Genomic DNA, 16,049 nt, shown 5'->3' on the forward strand with positions numbered 1-16,049 from the left:
GCATGATGATGAACGAGGTGAAGGAATAGGCTCATGGCAGCACGGGTAGAAAAAATCTTCACATCGCTGGATATCGGTTCGTCGAAAATTTCGGCGATGATAGCCGGGCGGATGGACAATGGCGAACTGACCGTATTGGGCACTGGTCATCACGCCAGCAAAGGCGTGAAACGCGGTTATATCGCCGATACCGAGACCACCGAGACCGACGTCCGCGCAGCGGTGGAGCAGGCCGAGCGCATTGCCGGCACCAATATCGACGATGTCTGGGTCAGCTTTTCCGCAGGCGGCTTGCAGAGCATGCTGACCTCGGTCGAGACCGAACTGGGCGGTCACCGGATCGAACAGGATGATATCGATCTGCTGCTCGACGCCGGTCGCAACAGCATCGATCCCAAAGGCAAGATGGTGCTGCACGCCCAGCCGGCACTCTATACGCTTGACGGTCTGACCGGCGTGAAGAAACCCAAGGGGCTGCACGCCGATCGTCTCGGCGTGGATATCCATGTCATCCTCGCCGAAGCCTCGCCGGTCCGCAATATCGAGATGAGCGTGCGCGGCGCCCATCTCAACGTCCGGTCGATCGTCGCATCGCCTATCGCCGTCGGCAATGCCTGTCTGTCGCGGGAAGAGCGCGAGCTTGGCGTGGCGCTGGTCGAAATGGGCGCGGAAGTAACCAATGTCTCGCTGTTCGCCGGTGGCATGCTGGTCGGCTTGAAGACGCTGCCATACGGCGCCGCCGACATTACCGACGATATTGCCTCGTCCTTCGGTTTGCGGCGGGCGCAGGCCGAGCGGATCAAATGTTTCTATGGGTCCGCCACCACCAGTCCGCGCGACAATCATGACGTGATCAATCAGGGGCTCGACGACAATCCCGAAGTCAGCGAGGAAGACAGCCGGATCACGCGGGCGCAGCTGATTGCGGTTATCCGTCAGCGGCTTGACCATCTGATCGGTGAAATCGGCCGTTCGCTCAAGGAACTGGGCTTTACCGGTCCGGTTGGCCGGCAGGTTGTGCTGACCGGCGGTGGCGCGGAACTCAAGGGGATTGCCGATTATGCGCAGTCGGCGCTCGGCCGTACGGTGCGCATTGGCCGTCCGACAGGGCTGAGCGCGCTTCCCGAAGCGCATAGCGGTCCGGCCTTTGCCGGCCTTGCGGGGCTGGCGCTCTATGCGTCGCAGGAGCCGGTCGATCTGCGCTTCATGTCGAGAAGCCACCAGAATGTTCACAAATATGGCGGATCGGCAGTAATCGGACGGCTGATGTCGGCGATCCGCGGAAATTTTTAGTAAAATGCCGAAAATAAATTAACTTTTCGGGTGATTCCTGCGGGAAATTTGTGCAAAGCGTTAAACAAATATTACAGCACGATAAAATGTCTCGGGAGACAGTGAGATGAGTATCAATATTGGCCCACCGGAAGTCGAGGAACTGAAACCGAAAATCGCGGTTATCGGTGTCGGCGGTGCCGGGGGCAACGCGATTGCCAACATGATTGCCGCACAGGTCGAGGGCGTGGATTTCATCGTCACCAACACCGATGCGCAATCGCTGAACAGTTCTACCGCCGAACGGCGTATCCAGCTTGGCCCCGATATCACGCAGGGTCTGGGTGCCGGGTCGCGTCCCGAAGTCGGTCGTGCCGCTGCCGAAGAAACGATCGATCTGGTCGAGCAGGCGCTGGACGGCACGCATATGTGCTTTATCGCTGCCGGCATGGGCGGCGGTACCGGTACCGGTGCTGCTCCGGTCATTGCCAAGGCAGCACGCGACCGCGGCATATTGACCGTTGGCGTGGTGACCAAGCCATTCACTTTCGAAGGCACACGCCGGATGAAAGCGGCCGAAGCGGGCATCGAAGAGCTGCAGAAAAATGTCGATACATTGATCGTCATTCCGAACCAGAATCTGTTCCTCGTGGCCAATCCGAACACCACTTTCAAGGAAGCCTTTCTGCTGGCTGATGAAGTGCTGCAGCAGGGCGTCCGCGGCATTACCGACCTGATGGTCATGCCGGGCCTGATCAACCTCGACTTTGCCGACGTGCGCAGCGTGATGCACGAAATGGGGCAGGCGATGATGGGCACCGGCGAAGCGGAAGGCGACGGACGTGCGCTGGAAGCTGCCGAGAAAGCCATTGCCAACCCCTTGCTCGACGGCGTGTCGATGCAGGGCGCCAAGGGCGTTATCGTCTCGATCACCGGTGGCGAGGATATGCGCCTGATGGAAGTCGACGAGGCCGCCAACCATATTCGCGAACTGGTCGATCCGGATGCCAATATCATCTGGGGCAGCGCGTTTAACCCGAATCTCGACGGGCGTATCCGCGTATCGGTAGTCGCCACCGGTATCGACAATGACGGCAGCCGGCCCGCATCCGCGCCTTCGGCGTCATTTGCCATGGGCAGCCCGGTTGCAAAACCGGAAGAGACTCCTGCGCCAACCAGCTTCGCTTCGTCCATTGCCAGCGACGAAAGCGTCGAAGAAGCCGCGCAGGAAGCTGAAATCGCCTCTGCGCCGGTTCCCGACGAAGAGCCGGAAGTCGAAGCGCCAGCCGAGCCGGAAAGCTCGCCTGCACCTGTTGCTACCTATGGCGACGACGATGATCTGAGCGTCACGCCGTCCTTTGCGTCGCTGACTCCCGGGATTGCCTCGACAAGCTCGGCGCCCGAAGAGGATGAGCTGATTCTGGGTGACGATGCCATTCAACCGGCTGAGGAAGACACCGCTCCGCCCGCCAGCCAGGCACCGCCGGCACCTCGCGTGGCCACCGGTGGCGGGACATTGTTCGAACGGATGTCCAATCTGACCCGTGGCGGGTCGAAGGGCGATGACGCCGAAGATGGCGAGGAAGACAAATCCCGCGATCCTCTCGACATCCCGCGCTTCCTGAATCGCCAGAATAATCAGTGATTGCAGGTTCCGGCCGGACTGTCTGACCGACTGATGGGGCAGCGCGAGGGAGTTTGTCTTTCGCGTGCCACCATTGGCCTTGCCGGAATGCGGGAACGATTGATTTCATGTGCAATCGTTCCTTTATAGATCTTGTGACTCACAAATTGAAAATTCTACTGGCCGTTGCGGCGGCCGTTGCAACTGTTGCCGTGCCACAGTTGCCTGCTATCGCCCAATCCAGCGCCCAGTCCAACAGCGACGACTTGCAGGATGCATTGCGCCGGATTGCGATCAATTCCAATGATTCCTCGGCGCTTGCGGACGCCGGACTCGCGGCTCTGGAACTGGGCGACATGCGCGCTGCAATCGGGTTTCTGGCCAAGGCGGACCAGATTTATTCGACCAGCGGGCGAGTGAAAGCCGGTCTTGGCCGGGCGCTGCTGGCAGAGGAAAATCCGTTTGGCGCGATCCGCTATTTCGACCAAGCCGTGGCCAATGGCATAGCGGTAAGCGAAATCGCGGCGGATCGCGGTCTCGCCTATGACCTGATCGGGCGGAACCGGGACGCGCAGAAAGATTATGAACTGGCGATGCGCAATGGCGCCGACAATCAGCTGATCGCGCGCTATGCAGTGTCCCTGGGCATCAGCGGCGACGTCGAGCGGGCCGATGCCCAGCTCAATCCCCTGTTGCAGAAAAGCGACCGCGATGCCTGGCGTAATCGTGCTTTCATCTACGCGATGAATGGCAAGAAAAAGGATGCGGAAAATATAGTCGAACAGACGATGGAGCGGAGAATGGCAAAGGCCATCAAGCCGTTTCTCGACCGTATGCCCAAGCTGACCGCGGCGCAGAAGGCGGCTGCGGTCCATTTCGGCCATTTTCCCGCCAGCGAGAATATCGGCGTTGATGTCGCGGCGGTGCAGCTGGCGTCCAGTCAGGCGGCCGAAAATGGCAGCGGCGTGGATGCGGGCCTGATCCCCGTCGGTGAAGCTCTGGGCACGGATAGCAAGCGTCCCCGCGTACTGGCCATGCCTGACAAATCGCCCCGTCGTCGTCCCGGTACTACGGAGCGCAAGCCCTCCGAGCGCGAGTTGCGGCGTGCCGCGAAGAAAAAGGAAGCCGAATCGTCGGCCCGGATGGCAGCGACAACGCCATTGCCCGCCAGCACAGCCAGCTCACCTACTCTGACGCGCAGCCAGCCGGATCCCGCGCCGCTGCTGGCAACATCTCAGGTGAAAGAGCCGGATGCGGTCGTCGCCGCCACAATGCCGCCCGAGCGCAACGGCACTTCGCCCGGCTTTGCCACGACGCTGGGCGTCAGTCAGCCGCCGGTGCTGGTGTCGCAGACCGTTGAACGCAAGGTTGAAATTGCCGGGCGTCAGCCGGAATCCGCTGCGGCCGTCGCGCAGCCGGTCCAAAGCCCCGCTGCCGAGCCGGATAGAACCGGTGGGCCGGTGAACCTGATCAGTTTCGACCTTGCGAAACAGTCCGCCACCCCGACCGGGATGGCAGCGGCCGAACCGGCGTCCCGGCCGCTCGCCGATATCATCAGCGGCATCCGCATTCCCGAGCGCGAGATCAGAAGCGAAGTGGTGCCGGTCGATCTGGATGAAATCGAGCCGGCCAAGCCGCAGCCGAAAGTCGTGGCCAAAGCGGTAGACAAGACCCCGGCAAAGCCGAAAGAGCCGGAACATCCGAAACGCTACTGGGTGCAGATCGCCACGGGCTCCAATCTTGACGCCCTGAAATTCGACTATCGCCGCATGACGAAGAAGCAGCCTGATGTGTTCAAGGGGCAAAAGGCATGGACATCGCCCTGGGGACGGACCCGGAGGCTGGTGGTCGGGCCCTTTGCCGATTTCAAGGCGGCCAAGGCCTTTGAAGCGGATTACCGCAAGGATGGCGGTGACGGCTTTGCCTGGGCCAGCGCCGACGGTGTCGAGGTTAACGAGCTCGGCAAATGACCCTGTTGAAAAGCTATGCCAGCGATCCCGCGCACAGCCGGGGCCGGCTGCACGACGAGAAACGCGAAGTGACACGCGGTCCGCGCGACGATTTCCAGCGCGACCGTGACCGGATCATCCACAGCATTTCCTTCCGCCGCCTGCGCCACAAGACGCAGGTCTTTGTCGCGCCCGATGGCGACCATTATCGCGTCCGCCTTACCCACAGTCTGGAAGTGGCTCAAATCGGCCGCACGATGGCGCGGGCGCTTGGTCTCAACGAGGATCTCACCGAAGCGCTCTGCCTCGCCCATGATATCGGCCATCCGCCCTTCGGCCATGCCGGGGAAGACGCGCTGGAAGAAGCCTTGGCAGACTTCGGCGGTTTCGACCATAATGCCCAGACCATCCGCACACTGACCAAGCTGGAAACGCCTTATCCGCGCTGGAACGGGCTCAACCTGACCTGGGAAATGCTCGAGGGGCTAGCCAAGCACAACGGGCCGGTGGCCGAACCGACCTGGGCGCTGGCCGAGGCCAATGCGGCGATGGATCTCGACCTCGACAGCTGGCCGTCGCTGGAAGCGCAGATTGCCGCGATTGCGGACGATATCGCCTATGACAATCATGATATTGACGACGGGATGCGGGCTGGCCTGCTGACGCTCGACCAGTTGCTCGAATTGCCGTTCATTGCAGAGCGCTGGACCGCGCTTCGCAGCCGCTTTGCCGATGTGTCGCAGGAACGGCTGTTGCCGGAATTGATCCGCGACCAGATCGGGCTGATGGCCAATGATGTATTGGAGACGACGCAGGCCCGCATCGCCGAGCTGGGCATCGAAACACCAGAAGATGTTCGGCAAGCGGGCCGTATGATCGGCGGTTTCTCCGATGCGATGGCGGATAAGGAACGCACGCTAAAGCGTTTCATGTACGAAAATCTCTATCACCACCCCAAGCAGATGGCGGCAGCGGAAGAAGGCAAGATGATGGTTGGCGATCTGGTGAAAGCCTATCGCGCGCAGCCGGAGCTGATGCCACACGACTGGGCCTCGGCGCTGCCCGAAGCGGAACCCGACCGGATCCGCCATATCGCCGATTTCCTCGCCGGGATGACCGACCGCTATGCCCGCAACCGGCACCAGGAGATTTTCGGCGATCTGAACAGTCGGTCGTAATATCGTCACCCCGGCGAAGGCTGGGGCCCAATCCAATCGGGTAAGTCTCGCAAAAATGGGTTTGGATAGCAGCCTTCGCTGCTATGACAACTTATCAACAGATAATTTGCGGAGACCCAGTCCATGGCCGAAAAAATCCTGATCGTCGGCGCCACCGGCCTGATCGGCGGACTGCTGACCCGCAAGCTGGTCGAACAGGGCAGGGACAAGACTCTCCATCTGCTGCTGCGCAGGCCCTATCGCGAGGATGTCGGCAAGGCGAAAATCCATGTCCAGCTGCAGGAAAACTGGCCCGCTACTATCGCGAAGATCAAGCCCGATATCGTGATATCCTGTTTGGGATCGACGAGGAAAAAGGCCGGGTCGAAAGAAGAATTTGCCGCGGTCGACCGCGATCTGGTGGGTGCTGTGGCAGCAGCGGCCAAGGCAACGGGGGCGCGTCAGTTCATTGCCATATCCTCGACCATGGCGGACAGCAGCGCGTCGAGCTTCTACCTGAAGACCAAGGGCGAGGCAGAAGACCTCATGCGCGCGCAGAATTTCGACCGCCTCGACATCATCCGCCCCGGCTTGCTGCGCGGCGAACGGGCCAATGACAACCGCCTCGGCGAGCGGCTCGCCATAGCCGCCAGTCCGGTAATGGACATGTTATTGCACGGCAAGTTCCGCCGCTTCCGTTCGATCCTCGCCAGCGATGTCGCCGAAGCCATCCTGGTGCTGACGGGAGACAAGGCGCCGGGTGCATTCATTCATGAAAATGATGATGTCTGGGCACTCGTTTGAATGGCGATCGAAAAATACTGCACCGCACAACAGAATCATTGACTCCACCCGGCCGCTGATCCACTCTCGAATCTGCTTTTTGATCGGCGCTCTCGGGCAAGGTTCAGGAGGCGTTGCGGGAGAGCGTTTTCTGTCCCACCAGACAAAAAGCCGCCGAAGGAGCAACCGCCCCGGAAACTCTCAGGCCCCTGGACCGCAATCGTCTCACAAGCACTCTGGAAAGAGAGCGGATGGTTATAACGACCGGCGCTCCACCGAAGGGGTAAATGGCGCTGGAATTTATCCGGCATGAACGCTCGCCGTTCGTCCTGAGCTTGTCGAAGGATGACTGGAAAGCGTGCTTCGACAAGCTCAGCGCGAGCGGAAGTGTAAAGCCATGAAACTCTCAGGTTCCGTGACAGAGGGGGCAGTTTTGCAGGGCTTTGCTGCGGGCTGTCTTCTTGATGCGGAAAAATGATGAGTGAAAATAGCAAAAATCTGAAACAACTGCCGCTCGGCGACTGGCATCGCGGCCTCGGTGCGCGGATGGTGCCGTTCGCGGGCTATGAAATGCCGGTGCAATATGAAGGCGTGATGGCCGAACATATCTGGACCCGGACCGAAGCGGGTCTGTTCGACGTGTCGCACATGGGGCAGCTGCAGCTAATCGGCGAGGGCGCTGCCGACGCGCTCGAGCGGATCACGCCGGGCAATCTCTCGGCACTGGCGCCGGGCAAGATCCGCTACACATTGCTGCTCGCTCAGGATGGCGGGATATTGGATGATCTGATGGTCACCAACACCGGTCACAATCTCTATCTGGTGGTCAATGGCGCGACCAAGCATGATGATATCGCCTATTTGCGCGAACAATTGCCTGACAGCCTGACGCTGAACCATCTCGAAGATGCGGCGCTTCTCGCGCTGCAGGGCCCCAAGGCGGCGGAAGCGCTGGCCAAGCTTGGCATCGATCCGTTCGAGCCGGACTGGCCTGTCCCGACCGATCTTCACTTCATGGAAGCTGGGCCATTTCTCTGGAACGGTATCCCGCTGGGCATCAGCCGCTCGGGCTATACCGGCGAAGACGGCTTTGAAATCAGCGTGCCGGCCGAACATGCGGTGACGCTGGCAGCCGCGCTGACGGAATTGGAAGAGGTTCGCCCGATCGGCCTCGGTGCCCGCGACAGCCTCCGGCTTGAAGCAGGCCTGCCGCTTTACGGCCACGACATGAATGCCGACATATTGCCGGTCGAGGCCAATCTGAATTTTGCCTTGTCCAAGGCGCGTCGCGAGGAAGGCAATTTTGCCGGAGCGGAGCGCGTACTGGCACAATATCCGGACAAGGCGGCAAAGAAACGCATCGGCCTGTTCGTCGATGGCCGGCAGCCGGTTCGCGAAGGCGCAACGGTTGTCGATGCCGCCGGCGAGACCATCGGCACGGTGACCAGCGGCGGCTTCTCGCCCACGCTCCAGCGCCCGATCGCCATGGCCTATGTCCCGACGGACATGTCCGCAACCGGCACCGCCATCACGGTCGAGCAGCGCGGCAAGAAAATTGCCTGCACCGTCGCCGACATGCCCTTTGTGCCGCATAACTATCACCGCAAACCCAAGCCATAGATTGACAGGAAGAGGAAACGAGAATGAGCCGATATTTTACCGATGAACATGAATGGGTCGAGGTCGAAGGCGACACGGCGACCGTCGGTATTACCGACTATGCGCAGGAACAGCTGGGCGACATCGTGTTTGTCGAAGTGCCGGAAGTCGGCACGGAACTGGAGCAGGGCGATGATGCTGCCGTGGTCGAATCGGTCAAGGCGGCGTCCGACGTTTATGCGGCGGTCTCCGGCGAGGTGATCGAAGTGAATGACGCGCTGGAAGACGAGCCGGGACTGGTCAATAGCTCGGCCGAGGAAGACGGCTGGTTTTTCCGGCTGACCCTCTCGGACAAGAGCGAACTCGACGATCTGATGGACGAAAAAGCCTATAAGGCCTTCGTCGACAATCTGTGATGATTTCCCCCTCCTCTTCAGAGGAGGGGATCAAGGGGTGGTGGCGATGCTCCAGCGTCGCTCGTGTTAGCGATCTGCGGCACGCAACCACCCCATTCCCTCCTTTGAAAAGGAGGGGGCTAAAGTGAAGGAAGACCCTATGCGTTATCTCCCGCTGACCCCCGACGACCGGCAATCGATGCTGTCCAAGATTGGCGCACAATCGATTGATGACCTGTTCGTCGATGTACCGGAAGAAGCCCGGCTGGATGGTCCGATCGAGGGCCTGCCGATGCACGCCGGCGAGATGGCGGTGGAAGCGCATATGAAGGCGCTGGCCCGCAAGAACCATGCGGCTGGTGACATGCCCTTCTTCCTCGGGGCGGGAGCCTATCGCCACCATGTCCCGGCCAGCGTCGACCATATCATCCAGCGCGGGGAGTTTCTGACCGCCTACACGCCCTATCAGCCGGAGATCGCGCAGGGCACGCTGCAGACCCTGTTCGAATTCCAGACCCAGGTCGCGCGCCTGTTCGGTGTCGATGTCGCCAATGCGTCAATGTACGATGGCTCGACCGCTTGCTGGGAAGCGATCGTCATGGCCCGCCGGATTACCAAGCGCGGCAAGGCGATTCTGTCTTCCGGTCTGCATCCGCATTATGTTTCGGTTGCCAAGACGATGGCACGCTTTACCAAGGACGATCTGTCCTATCAGGCGCCGACCCTCGAGGCCGCCACCGATGGTCAAGCCATGCTCGATCAGATCGATGACCAGACCAGCTGCGTTGTCGTGCAATATCCCGATATATTGGGCCGCATCGGTGACCTTTCCGCCATCGCGGAAAAAGCGCATAAGCACAAAGCATTGCTAATTGCTGTGGTCACGGAGCCGGTCGCTCTCGGAGCGATCAAGTCACCTGGCGAAATGGATGCCGATATCGTGGTCGGCGAAGGCCAGTCGCTCGGCGTCGGCCTGCAATTCGGCGGTCCTTATGTCGGCCTGTTCGGCTGCAAGCAGAAATATGTCCGGCAGATGCCCGGCCGGCTGTGCGGCGAGACCGTCGATGCCGAAGGCAAGCGCGGCTTCGTATTGACCTTGTCGACCCGCGAGCAGCATATCCGCCGCGAGAAAGCGACGTCCAATATCTGCACCAACAGCGGCCTGTGCGCCTTGGCTTTCTCGGCGCACATGACCTTGCTCGGCGAGAAAGGGCTGCGCGAACTGGCGATGCTCAACCATAAAAAGGCGGTGCAGGCAGCGGACCGGCTGTCGCAGATCGATGGCGTGAAGCTGTTGAATGACAGTTTTTTCAACGAATTCACGCTGGTTCTTGATGCCGATTCTCGGCCGTTGGTGCGTAAGCTTGCCGACCAGAGAATATTGGCCGGCGTGTCTCTCGGACGCCTTTATCCGGAGGTCACACCACTCGCGCACGGATTGCTTGTCGCGGTGACCGAAACATCGACCGAGGAGGAGCTCGAGCAATTCGCGACCGCTCTCGAAGGAGCCCTGTCATGAGCATGCTATCCGAAGGCCGTCCGACCAGACAGGAAGACAATCTGCAGATGACCGACACTGGCTCGATCACCACCCACACCGGCAACCGCGCGCTGATGGTTGACGAACCGCTGATTTTCGAAATCGGTTCACCGGATCGCAGTGGCGTTGACTTGCCCGAGGCACCGCAGGTCGAAAGCCGTCTCGGCGGTTTCGAACGCGAAGCGCCGATTGCCATTCCCGGCCTGTCCGAGGGTGAGATGGTGCGTCACTATACCCGCCTCAGCCGTCAGAATTACGCCATTGACGTCGGCCTGTTCCCGCTTGGCAGTTGCACGATGAAACATAATCCGCGGCTGAACGAGAAAATCGCGCGGCTCAAGGGCTTTGCCGATATTCACCCGCTGCAGCCGGTCGACAGCGTGCAGGGCGCGCTCGGCGTGATCAACGAACTGGCTGTCTGGCTGATCAAGCTGACCGGCATGCACGGCGTGGCGATGACCCCCAAGGCCGGCGCCCATGGCGAGCTTTGCGGCATCCTCTGTATCCGCGCCGCCCTGGAAGCGCGCGGCGATGCCCGCGAAGTGATCCTCGTTCCCGAAAGCGCCCATGGCACCAATCCGGCGACCGCCGCTTTTGCCGGCTACAAGGTCGAGGATATTCCCGCCAATGCCGCTGGCCGGGTCGATCTGGAGGCGCTCAAGGCGCGTCTGGGACCTGATGTTGCAGGGGTGATGATCACCAACCCGAACACCTGCGGCCTGTTCGAGCCGGATATGAAGGCGATTTCCGATGCGGTCCATGCCGCTGGCGGTTATGTCTATTGCGACGGCGCGAATTTTAACGCGATCGTCGGCAAGGTCCGTCCGGGCGATCTTGGCATCGACGCGATGCATATCAATCTGCACAAGACCTTCTCCACCCCGCATGGCGGTGGCGGACCGGGCTCCGGGCCTGTCGTATTGTCCGAAGCGCTTTCTCCTTACGGGCCACTGCCCTTTACCGAGCGCCATTCGGACGGGCATATCACCCTGGTCGAGGAAGAGACGGTCGAGGACCGGCATCCGCACACATTCGGCCGGATGAGCGCCTTTCATGGCCAGATGGGCATGTTCACCCGCGCGCTGACCTATATCCTCAGCCACGGCGCAGACGGTCTGAAACAGGTGGCGGAAGACGCTGTGCTCAACGCGAATTATATTCTGCGCAGCCTCGAGGACGTGCTCGACGCACCTTTTGCCCACAGCGGACCGTGCATGCATGAGGCGCTGTTCTCGGACAAGGGCTTCACCAACGAGCTGACGACGCTCGATCTGGCCAAGGGCATGATCGACGAGGGCTATCACCCGATGACCATGTATTTCCCGCTGGTCGTCCACGGCGCGATGCTGGTCGAGCCGACCGAGACCGAGAGCAAGGCGGCGATCGACCAGTTCATTGGTGCCTTCCGTTCGGTGGCCGAGCGGGCGAAAGCGGGTGACGAAAGCCTTAAAAGCGCGCCCTATTTCGCTCCCCGACGCCGGCTGGATGAAACGCAGGCGGCGCGCAAACCGATATTGGTGTGGACGGAAGACGAGGATTTTGCTCAGGCTGCGGAGTGAGGGGGAAATAGGGTGCTCGTTATGCAATTTCCTCCCCGTTGCAAAGCAATGGGGAGGTGGCAGCCGGAACGGCTGACGGAGGGGCCCCTCCACCATCCTTCGGATGGTCCCCCTCCCCACGGCTCCGCCGCAGGGAGGAAAGGGCGGTGATCCACCGTCTGACCAACCTCTTTGCCCTGTGGACAGTTTTGGGGACAGCCTGGGCATGGTTTGTGCCCGACCATTTCCTCTGGGTCGTCGATGGCCGCTTCCGTCCGCTTGGCCAGCCTTTGGTCAGCGTCATGCTCGGGCTGGTGATGCTCGGCATGGGCCTCACTCTGTCGTTCGACGATTTCAAGCGGATCACCAGAATCCCGCGATGCGTCACCACCGGCGTCATATTGCAATTTACCGTAATGCCGCTGGCCGGGATTTTCCTCGCCACGATATTCGGGCTGGAAACCGGTCTCGCGGTCGGCCTGATCCTCGTCGCCTGCTGCCCTGGCGGGACCGCGTCCAATGTCGTTGCCTATCTGGCCAATGCCAATCTGGCGCTGTCGGTGACGATGACCATGGCCTCGACCCTGATCGCGGTCATTGCCACGCCTTTGCTCACCGGCTGGCTCGCCGGCAAATATGTCGAGATCGACCAGTGGAGCCTGTTTATCAACATGGTCTCGATCGTATTGCTGCCGGTGATCGCGGGCGTGCTGTTCAACCGCTATCTGCCCAGGGCGACGGAGAAGATCGCCGTGATCTCGCCGCTTGTCTCGGTGATTGTCGTCGTGTTGATCATCGGCGGGATTATCGCCAACAGCAAGGCGCTGATCGAGGCGCATTTCGGGGTGCTGATGCTGGCGATATTCCTGCTCCACGTCTTTGGCTTCGGGCTCGGCTATCTGATAACCAGGGCGATGGGGCTCGGCGTGGCAGAACGCCGAACGATCAGCATCGAGGTCGGCATGCAGAATAGCGGTCTCGGCTCCAGCCTAGCCTCCACGCCAAGCTTCGCGGCGCAATTTGCCAGCCCGATGCAGGCGGCGCTCGCGCCGGTCCCGGCCGCGATTTCGGCCGTCTATCATGTCGTGATCGGCAGTTTTCTGGCGGCCATCTGGCGGCGGCAGCCGATTGATGCAGGAGGCAAGATATGACCGATTCCAAACCCTGGACCATCGATGAAGCGGGGGCGGGCGAACAGCGCCACGCCCCGGCGACGCTGCGCAACCGCGATGCGATCGTCGAAGTCTTGCGCGATATCCTGCCCGGTCAGGGCACGATATTGGAAATCGCCAGCGGCACCGGCGAACATGCCGTCTATTTCGGGCGAACCTTTCCCGGCTTGACCTTCCAGCCGAGCGATCCCGATCCGGCCTGTTGCGATTCCATCGCCGCCTGGACGAAGCGGGAAGGCGTGACCAATATCCTGCCGCCGCTCCAGCTCGACGCGCAGGCCGCAGGCTGGGATGTTCAGGACATAGCGGCGATCCTGTGCATCAACATGGTCCATATCAGCCCGTGGGAATCGAGCATCGGCCTGTTTGAAAAGGCCGGCAAGCTGCTCGCTCCTGGCGCGCCTTTCTATCTCTACGGCCCCTATCTCCGCGACGATGTCGAAACCGCACCCGGCAATCTCGCCTTCGAACGCAGCCTCAAGAGCCGCAATCTGCGCTGGGGCCTGCGCGATGTCGCCGACATGGACGCGCTGGCGGCGCGCAACGGCTTCGTTCGTGAGAGCCTGATCGAGATGCCGGCTAATAATATATCTTTGGTGTACAGGAAGCAGGGTTAGCCCCTCCTCTTTAGAGGAGGGGTTGGGGTGGTGGCGATGCATCAGCATCGCTCGCGCTAGCGAAATGCAACGAAGAAGATAGGATTGCAATTTCGAGCGATCTTCGACGAGAGAAACCACCCCAACCCCTCCTTTGAAAAGGAGGGGCTTATCGCCGTTCCCCTTGCCATGGCTTAATCGCGCGATTAACAGAGGCGTAAAGTAACAAGGAGCGGGCAAATGACTGAGACACGACGCTGCATGGGGTCTTCCATCGCCCATTGGGCTGCGAAAACTCCGGACAATATCGCGATTGACGATCCGGACGGCCAAGTCAGCTATGCCGAACTCGACCGGCGTGTCACCGAATATGCGCAGGCCTTTACCGGTGCGGGTCTTTCCAGAGGCGACCGGATATGCTGGTTGGGCAAGAATAGCGGTCTCTATTTCACCCTGTTCGCCGCCGCCAGCCGCGCCGGCATGGTCATCGCGCCAATCGGCTGGCGTCTCGCGGCACCGGAAGTCGCCTATGTGTTGAAAGACACCGGCGCACCGCTGCTGATCTGCGAGCCGGAATTTGCCGGGGTCGCGAAAAATGCCGCGAAAGAAGCGCCCGATACGAAGACCATCCTCTGCACCAAGTCCGGCACAGACCTGCCGAACCTCGCAGACTTAGTCGCCGGCACGACGCCCGGCGAATTGCCCGAGTGCGATCCGGCGGAAGGCGTGCTGCAGCTCTACACATCCGGTACCACCGGCAATCCCAAGGGCGCGGTGCTGACCAGCGACAATCTGTTCAAGTTGCGGCCTTTGGTCGAGGATCATCCCGACCATGCCTGGATCGACCTGAAGCCCGGTGACAGCACGCTGGCGGTCATGCCCTGCGCGCATATCGCCGGGTCCGGCATCGGCCCGATTGCCTTTTACAATGGCGCGACGATGATGGTGATTCCCGAATTCCATCCCGACCATGTCCTCGATTGTATCGACAAGGGGCTGAACCAGTTTTTCCTCGTGCCGACCGCACTGCAGATGCTGGTCAACTGGCCGCGCGCGAAAGATACGGATTTCTCCTGCGTCCGCTCGGTCACCTATGGCGCCGCGCCGATCCCGCTGGAATTGCTGCGCCAGTGTATCCAGACCATGCCGCAGGCTTTGTTCTGCCAGCAATATGGAATGACCGAGACCACCGGCACCGTCTGCATCCTGCCACCCGGCGACCATGATCCCGACGGCAATGAGCGGATGCGCGGCATCGGGGTCCCACTGCCCAGCGTCGAGATGAAAATCGTCGACGAAAAAAGGCAGGAAGTCCCGCCCGGCACGATTGGAGAAATCGCCACACGTTCCGGCCTCAACATGCTGCATTATTTCAACAATCCGGAGAAGACCGCGGAGACGGTCGACGCCGACGGCTGGCTCTACACCGGCGACGCGGCGGTGATGGACGAGGACGGCTATTTCTATATCAAGGACCGGGTCAAGGACATGATCATTTCCGGCGGCGAGAATGTCTATCCGGCGGAAGTGGAGAATGCGATCTTCGGCCATCCGCAGGTCAACGAAGTCGCTGTCATCGGCATTCCCGACGCGAAATGGGGCGAGGCGGTGAAAGCCGTGGTCTCGCCCAAGCCCGATGCCGGCGAAGTCGATACCGACAGCGTCATCGCCTGGGCGCGGGAGCGGATTGCCGGGTTCAAGGTGCCGAAAACGGTCGACGTGATCCCGGAACTGCCGAGAAACGCCAGCGGCAAGATCCTGCGCCGTGAATTGCGCGCGCCTTACTGGGAAGGCAATGATCGCGGCGTGAACTGAACCGCAACGCGCAATCAGCCGATCCGACTGCGTCCGCAGCAGAAGTGATCGTGGCCGGCTGTGCGACGCCATGTTGAAATTTGAAACGAGAATTGGAGCGTCGCGAAGAGCGACGGACGCGAGATATTTTAATGATCGATAAAGAAAAAATGATTGAAGAGCGGAACCGGACGAGCCCGGAATTTATTCGCCTGCTCGGCGGGAAGCTGGTAGATTTCAACAGCGATAAATGCGCCTGCACTTTCGAATTTGATATCGGGAAAGACTATTGCCATTCTGTCGATATCGTACAGGGCGGCTTTGTCACCGCGATGCTCGATGCGGCCATGAGCCATGCGATTTTTCTCCATGATCAGAATGTTGTCGGTCTTTCATCGCTGGAGATTAAAACCACTTATCTGGAACCCACGCGAGCCGGAAAATTGCGCGTTGAAGGCTGGGCGATCAAGCAAGGCTATAAGATCATTTTCATGGAAGGCCATGTTTACAACGAGGATGATGTTTTGACCGCAACAGCCAGCACGGTCAGCAAAATATCCCGCGCGCCCGCCGGCTGAGCCATATTGGAGATATCCCATTGACGGCAGGGCAATCTCGGTATTGAGGGAG

At 60.5% G+C, this 16,049-nt stretch carries 13 protein-coding genes and 1 riboswitch; all 13 genes read left to right on the forward strand.

Annotated features, from left to right (window positions below):
- Positions 1-33: 33 nt before the first annotated feature.
- The 13 genes from ftsA (at position 34) to CHN51_RS12090 (ending at position 15,997) form a co-directional block, all read left to right on the forward strand.
- Positions 34-1,293: a cell division protein FtsA gene (gene ftsA, locus CHN51_RS12030; RefSeq protein ID WP_100094224.1), complete on the forward strand. Its 1,260-nt coding sequence runs from the start codon at positions 34-36 to the stop codon at positions 1,291-1,293.
- 106 nt (positions 1,294-1,399) lie between these two features.
- Entirely contained in the window at positions 1,400-2,917 is a 1,518-nt protein-coding gene (gene ftsZ / locus CHN51_RS12035) for a cell division protein FtsZ (RefSeq protein WP_100094225.1), read from the forward strand.
- A gap of 146 nt (positions 2,918-3,063) precedes the next feature.
- Positions 3,064-4,866: an SPOR domain-containing protein gene (locus CHN51_RS12040; RefSeq protein ID WP_164089142.1), complete on the forward strand. Its 1,803-nt coding sequence runs from the start codon at positions 3,064-3,066 to the stop codon at positions 4,864-4,866.
- Positions 4,863-6,023, forward strand: a complete 1,161-nt coding sequence (locus CHN51_RS12045; protein WP_100094227.1) for a deoxyguanosinetriphosphate triphosphohydrolase — start codon at positions 4,863-4,865, stop codon at positions 6,021-6,023. The genes CHN51_RS12040 and CHN51_RS12045 overlap by 4 nt, the downstream gene beginning before the upstream one ends.
- A gap of 123 nt (positions 6,024-6,146) precedes the next feature.
- Entirely contained in the window at positions 6,147-6,806 is a 660-nt protein-coding gene (locus tag CHN51_RS12050; RefSeq protein ID WP_100094228.1) for an NAD(P)H-binding protein, read from the forward strand.
- A gap of 106 nt (positions 6,807-6,912) precedes the next feature.
- A riboswitch (glycine riboswitch) is annotated at positions 6,913-7,012 on the forward strand.
- A gap of 250 nt (positions 7,013-7,262) precedes the next feature.
- Positions 7,263-8,405, forward strand: a complete 1,143-nt coding sequence (gcvT, locus tag CHN51_RS12055; RefSeq protein WP_100094229.1) for a glycine cleavage system aminomethyltransferase GcvT — start codon at positions 7,263-7,265, stop codon at positions 8,403-8,405.
- 23 nt (positions 8,406-8,428) lie between these two features.
- Positions 8,429-8,800 (forward strand): glycine cleavage system protein GcvH, encoded by a 372-nt coding sequence (gene gcvH / locus CHN51_RS12060; protein WP_100094230.1) that lies wholly within the window; start codon positions 8,429-8,431, stop codon positions 8,798-8,800.
- 139 nt (positions 8,801-8,939) lie between these two features.
- The gene (gcvPA, locus tag CHN51_RS12065; RefSeq protein WP_100094231.1) at positions 8,940-10,298 is read left to right on the forward strand and encodes an aminomethyl-transferring glycine dehydrogenase subunit GcvPA; all 1,359 of its coding nucleotides are present in this window, start codon (positions 8,940-8,942) and stop codon (positions 10,296-10,298) included.
- A complete protein-coding gene (gene gcvPB / locus CHN51_RS12070) occupies positions 10,295-11,878 on the forward strand; it encodes an aminomethyl-transferring glycine dehydrogenase subunit GcvPB (RefSeq protein ID WP_100094232.1) in 1,584 nt (527 codons plus the stop codon). Before gcvPA ends, gcvPB begins: the two co-directional genes overlap by 4 nt.
- Positions 11,879-12,024: 146 nt before the next feature.
- On the forward strand, positions 12,025-13,008 hold the full coding sequence (locus CHN51_RS12075; RefSeq protein ID WP_100094233.1) for a bile acid:sodium symporter family protein: 984 nt from the start codon (positions 12,025-12,027) through the stop codon (positions 13,006-13,008).
- Positions 13,005-13,646: a DUF938 domain-containing protein gene (locus CHN51_RS12080; RefSeq protein ID WP_100094234.1), complete on the forward strand. Its 642-nt coding sequence runs from the start codon at positions 13,005-13,007 to the stop codon at positions 13,644-13,646. Before CHN51_RS12075 ends, CHN51_RS12080 begins: the two co-directional genes overlap by 4 nt.
- A 219-nt stretch (positions 13,647-13,865) precedes the next feature.
- Entirely contained in the window at positions 13,866-15,440 is a 1,575-nt protein-coding gene (locus CHN51_RS12085; RefSeq protein WP_100094235.1) for a long-chain-fatty-acid--CoA ligase, read from the forward strand.
- Between the two features lie 131 nt (positions 15,441-15,571).
- A complete protein-coding gene (locus CHN51_RS12090) occupies positions 15,572-15,997 on the forward strand; it encodes a PaaI family thioesterase (RefSeq protein ID WP_100094236.1) in 426 nt (141 codons plus the stop codon).
- The last annotated feature ends 52 nt before the right edge of the window (positions 15,998-16,049 follow it).

The sequence above is a fragment of the Sphingorhabdus sp. YGSMI21 genome (assembly GCF_002776575.1).
Taxonomy (GTDB): domain Bacteria; phylum Pseudomonadota; class Alphaproteobacteria; order Sphingomonadales; family Sphingomonadaceae; genus Parasphingorhabdus.

Coding starts and splice junctions, on each gene's coding strand:
- ftsA (WP_100094224.1), top strand. CDS start 34: ATGGCAGCACGGGTAGAAAAAATCTTCACATCGCTGGATATCGGTTCG.
- ftsZ (WP_100094225.1), top strand. CDS start 1,400: ATGAGTATCAATATTGGCCCACCGGAAGTCGAGGAACTGAAACCGAAA.
- CHN51_RS12045 (WP_100094227.1), top strand. CDS start 4,863: ATGACCCTGTTGAAAAGCTATGCCAGCGATCCCGCGCACAGCCGGGGC.
- CHN51_RS12050 (WP_100094228.1), top strand. CDS start 6,147: ATGGCCGAAAAAATCCTGATCGTCGGCGCCACCGGCCTGATCGGCGGA.
- gcvT (WP_100094229.1), top strand. CDS start 7,263: ATGAGTGAAAATAGCAAAAATCTGAAACAACTGCCGCTCGGCGACTGG.
- gcvH (WP_100094230.1), top strand. CDS start 8,429: ATGAGCCGATATTTTACCGATGAACATGAATGGGTCGAGGTCGAAGGC.
- gcvPA (WP_100094231.1), top strand. CDS start 8,940: ATGCGTTATCTCCCGCTGACCCCCGACGACCGGCAATCGATGCTGTCC.
- gcvPB (WP_100094232.1), top strand. CDS start 10,295: ATGAGCATGCTATCCGAAGGCCGTCCGACCAGACAGGAAGACAATCTG.
- CHN51_RS12080 (WP_100094234.1), top strand. CDS start 13,005: ATGACCGATTCCAAACCCTGGACCATCGATGAAGCGGGGGCGGGCGAA.
- CHN51_RS12085 (WP_100094235.1), top strand. CDS start 13,866: ATGACTGAGACACGACGCTGCATGGGGTCTTCCATCGCCCATTGGGCT.
- CHN51_RS12090 (WP_100094236.1), top strand. CDS start 15,572: ATGATCGATAAAGAAAAAATGATTGAAGAGCGGAACCGGACGAGCCCG.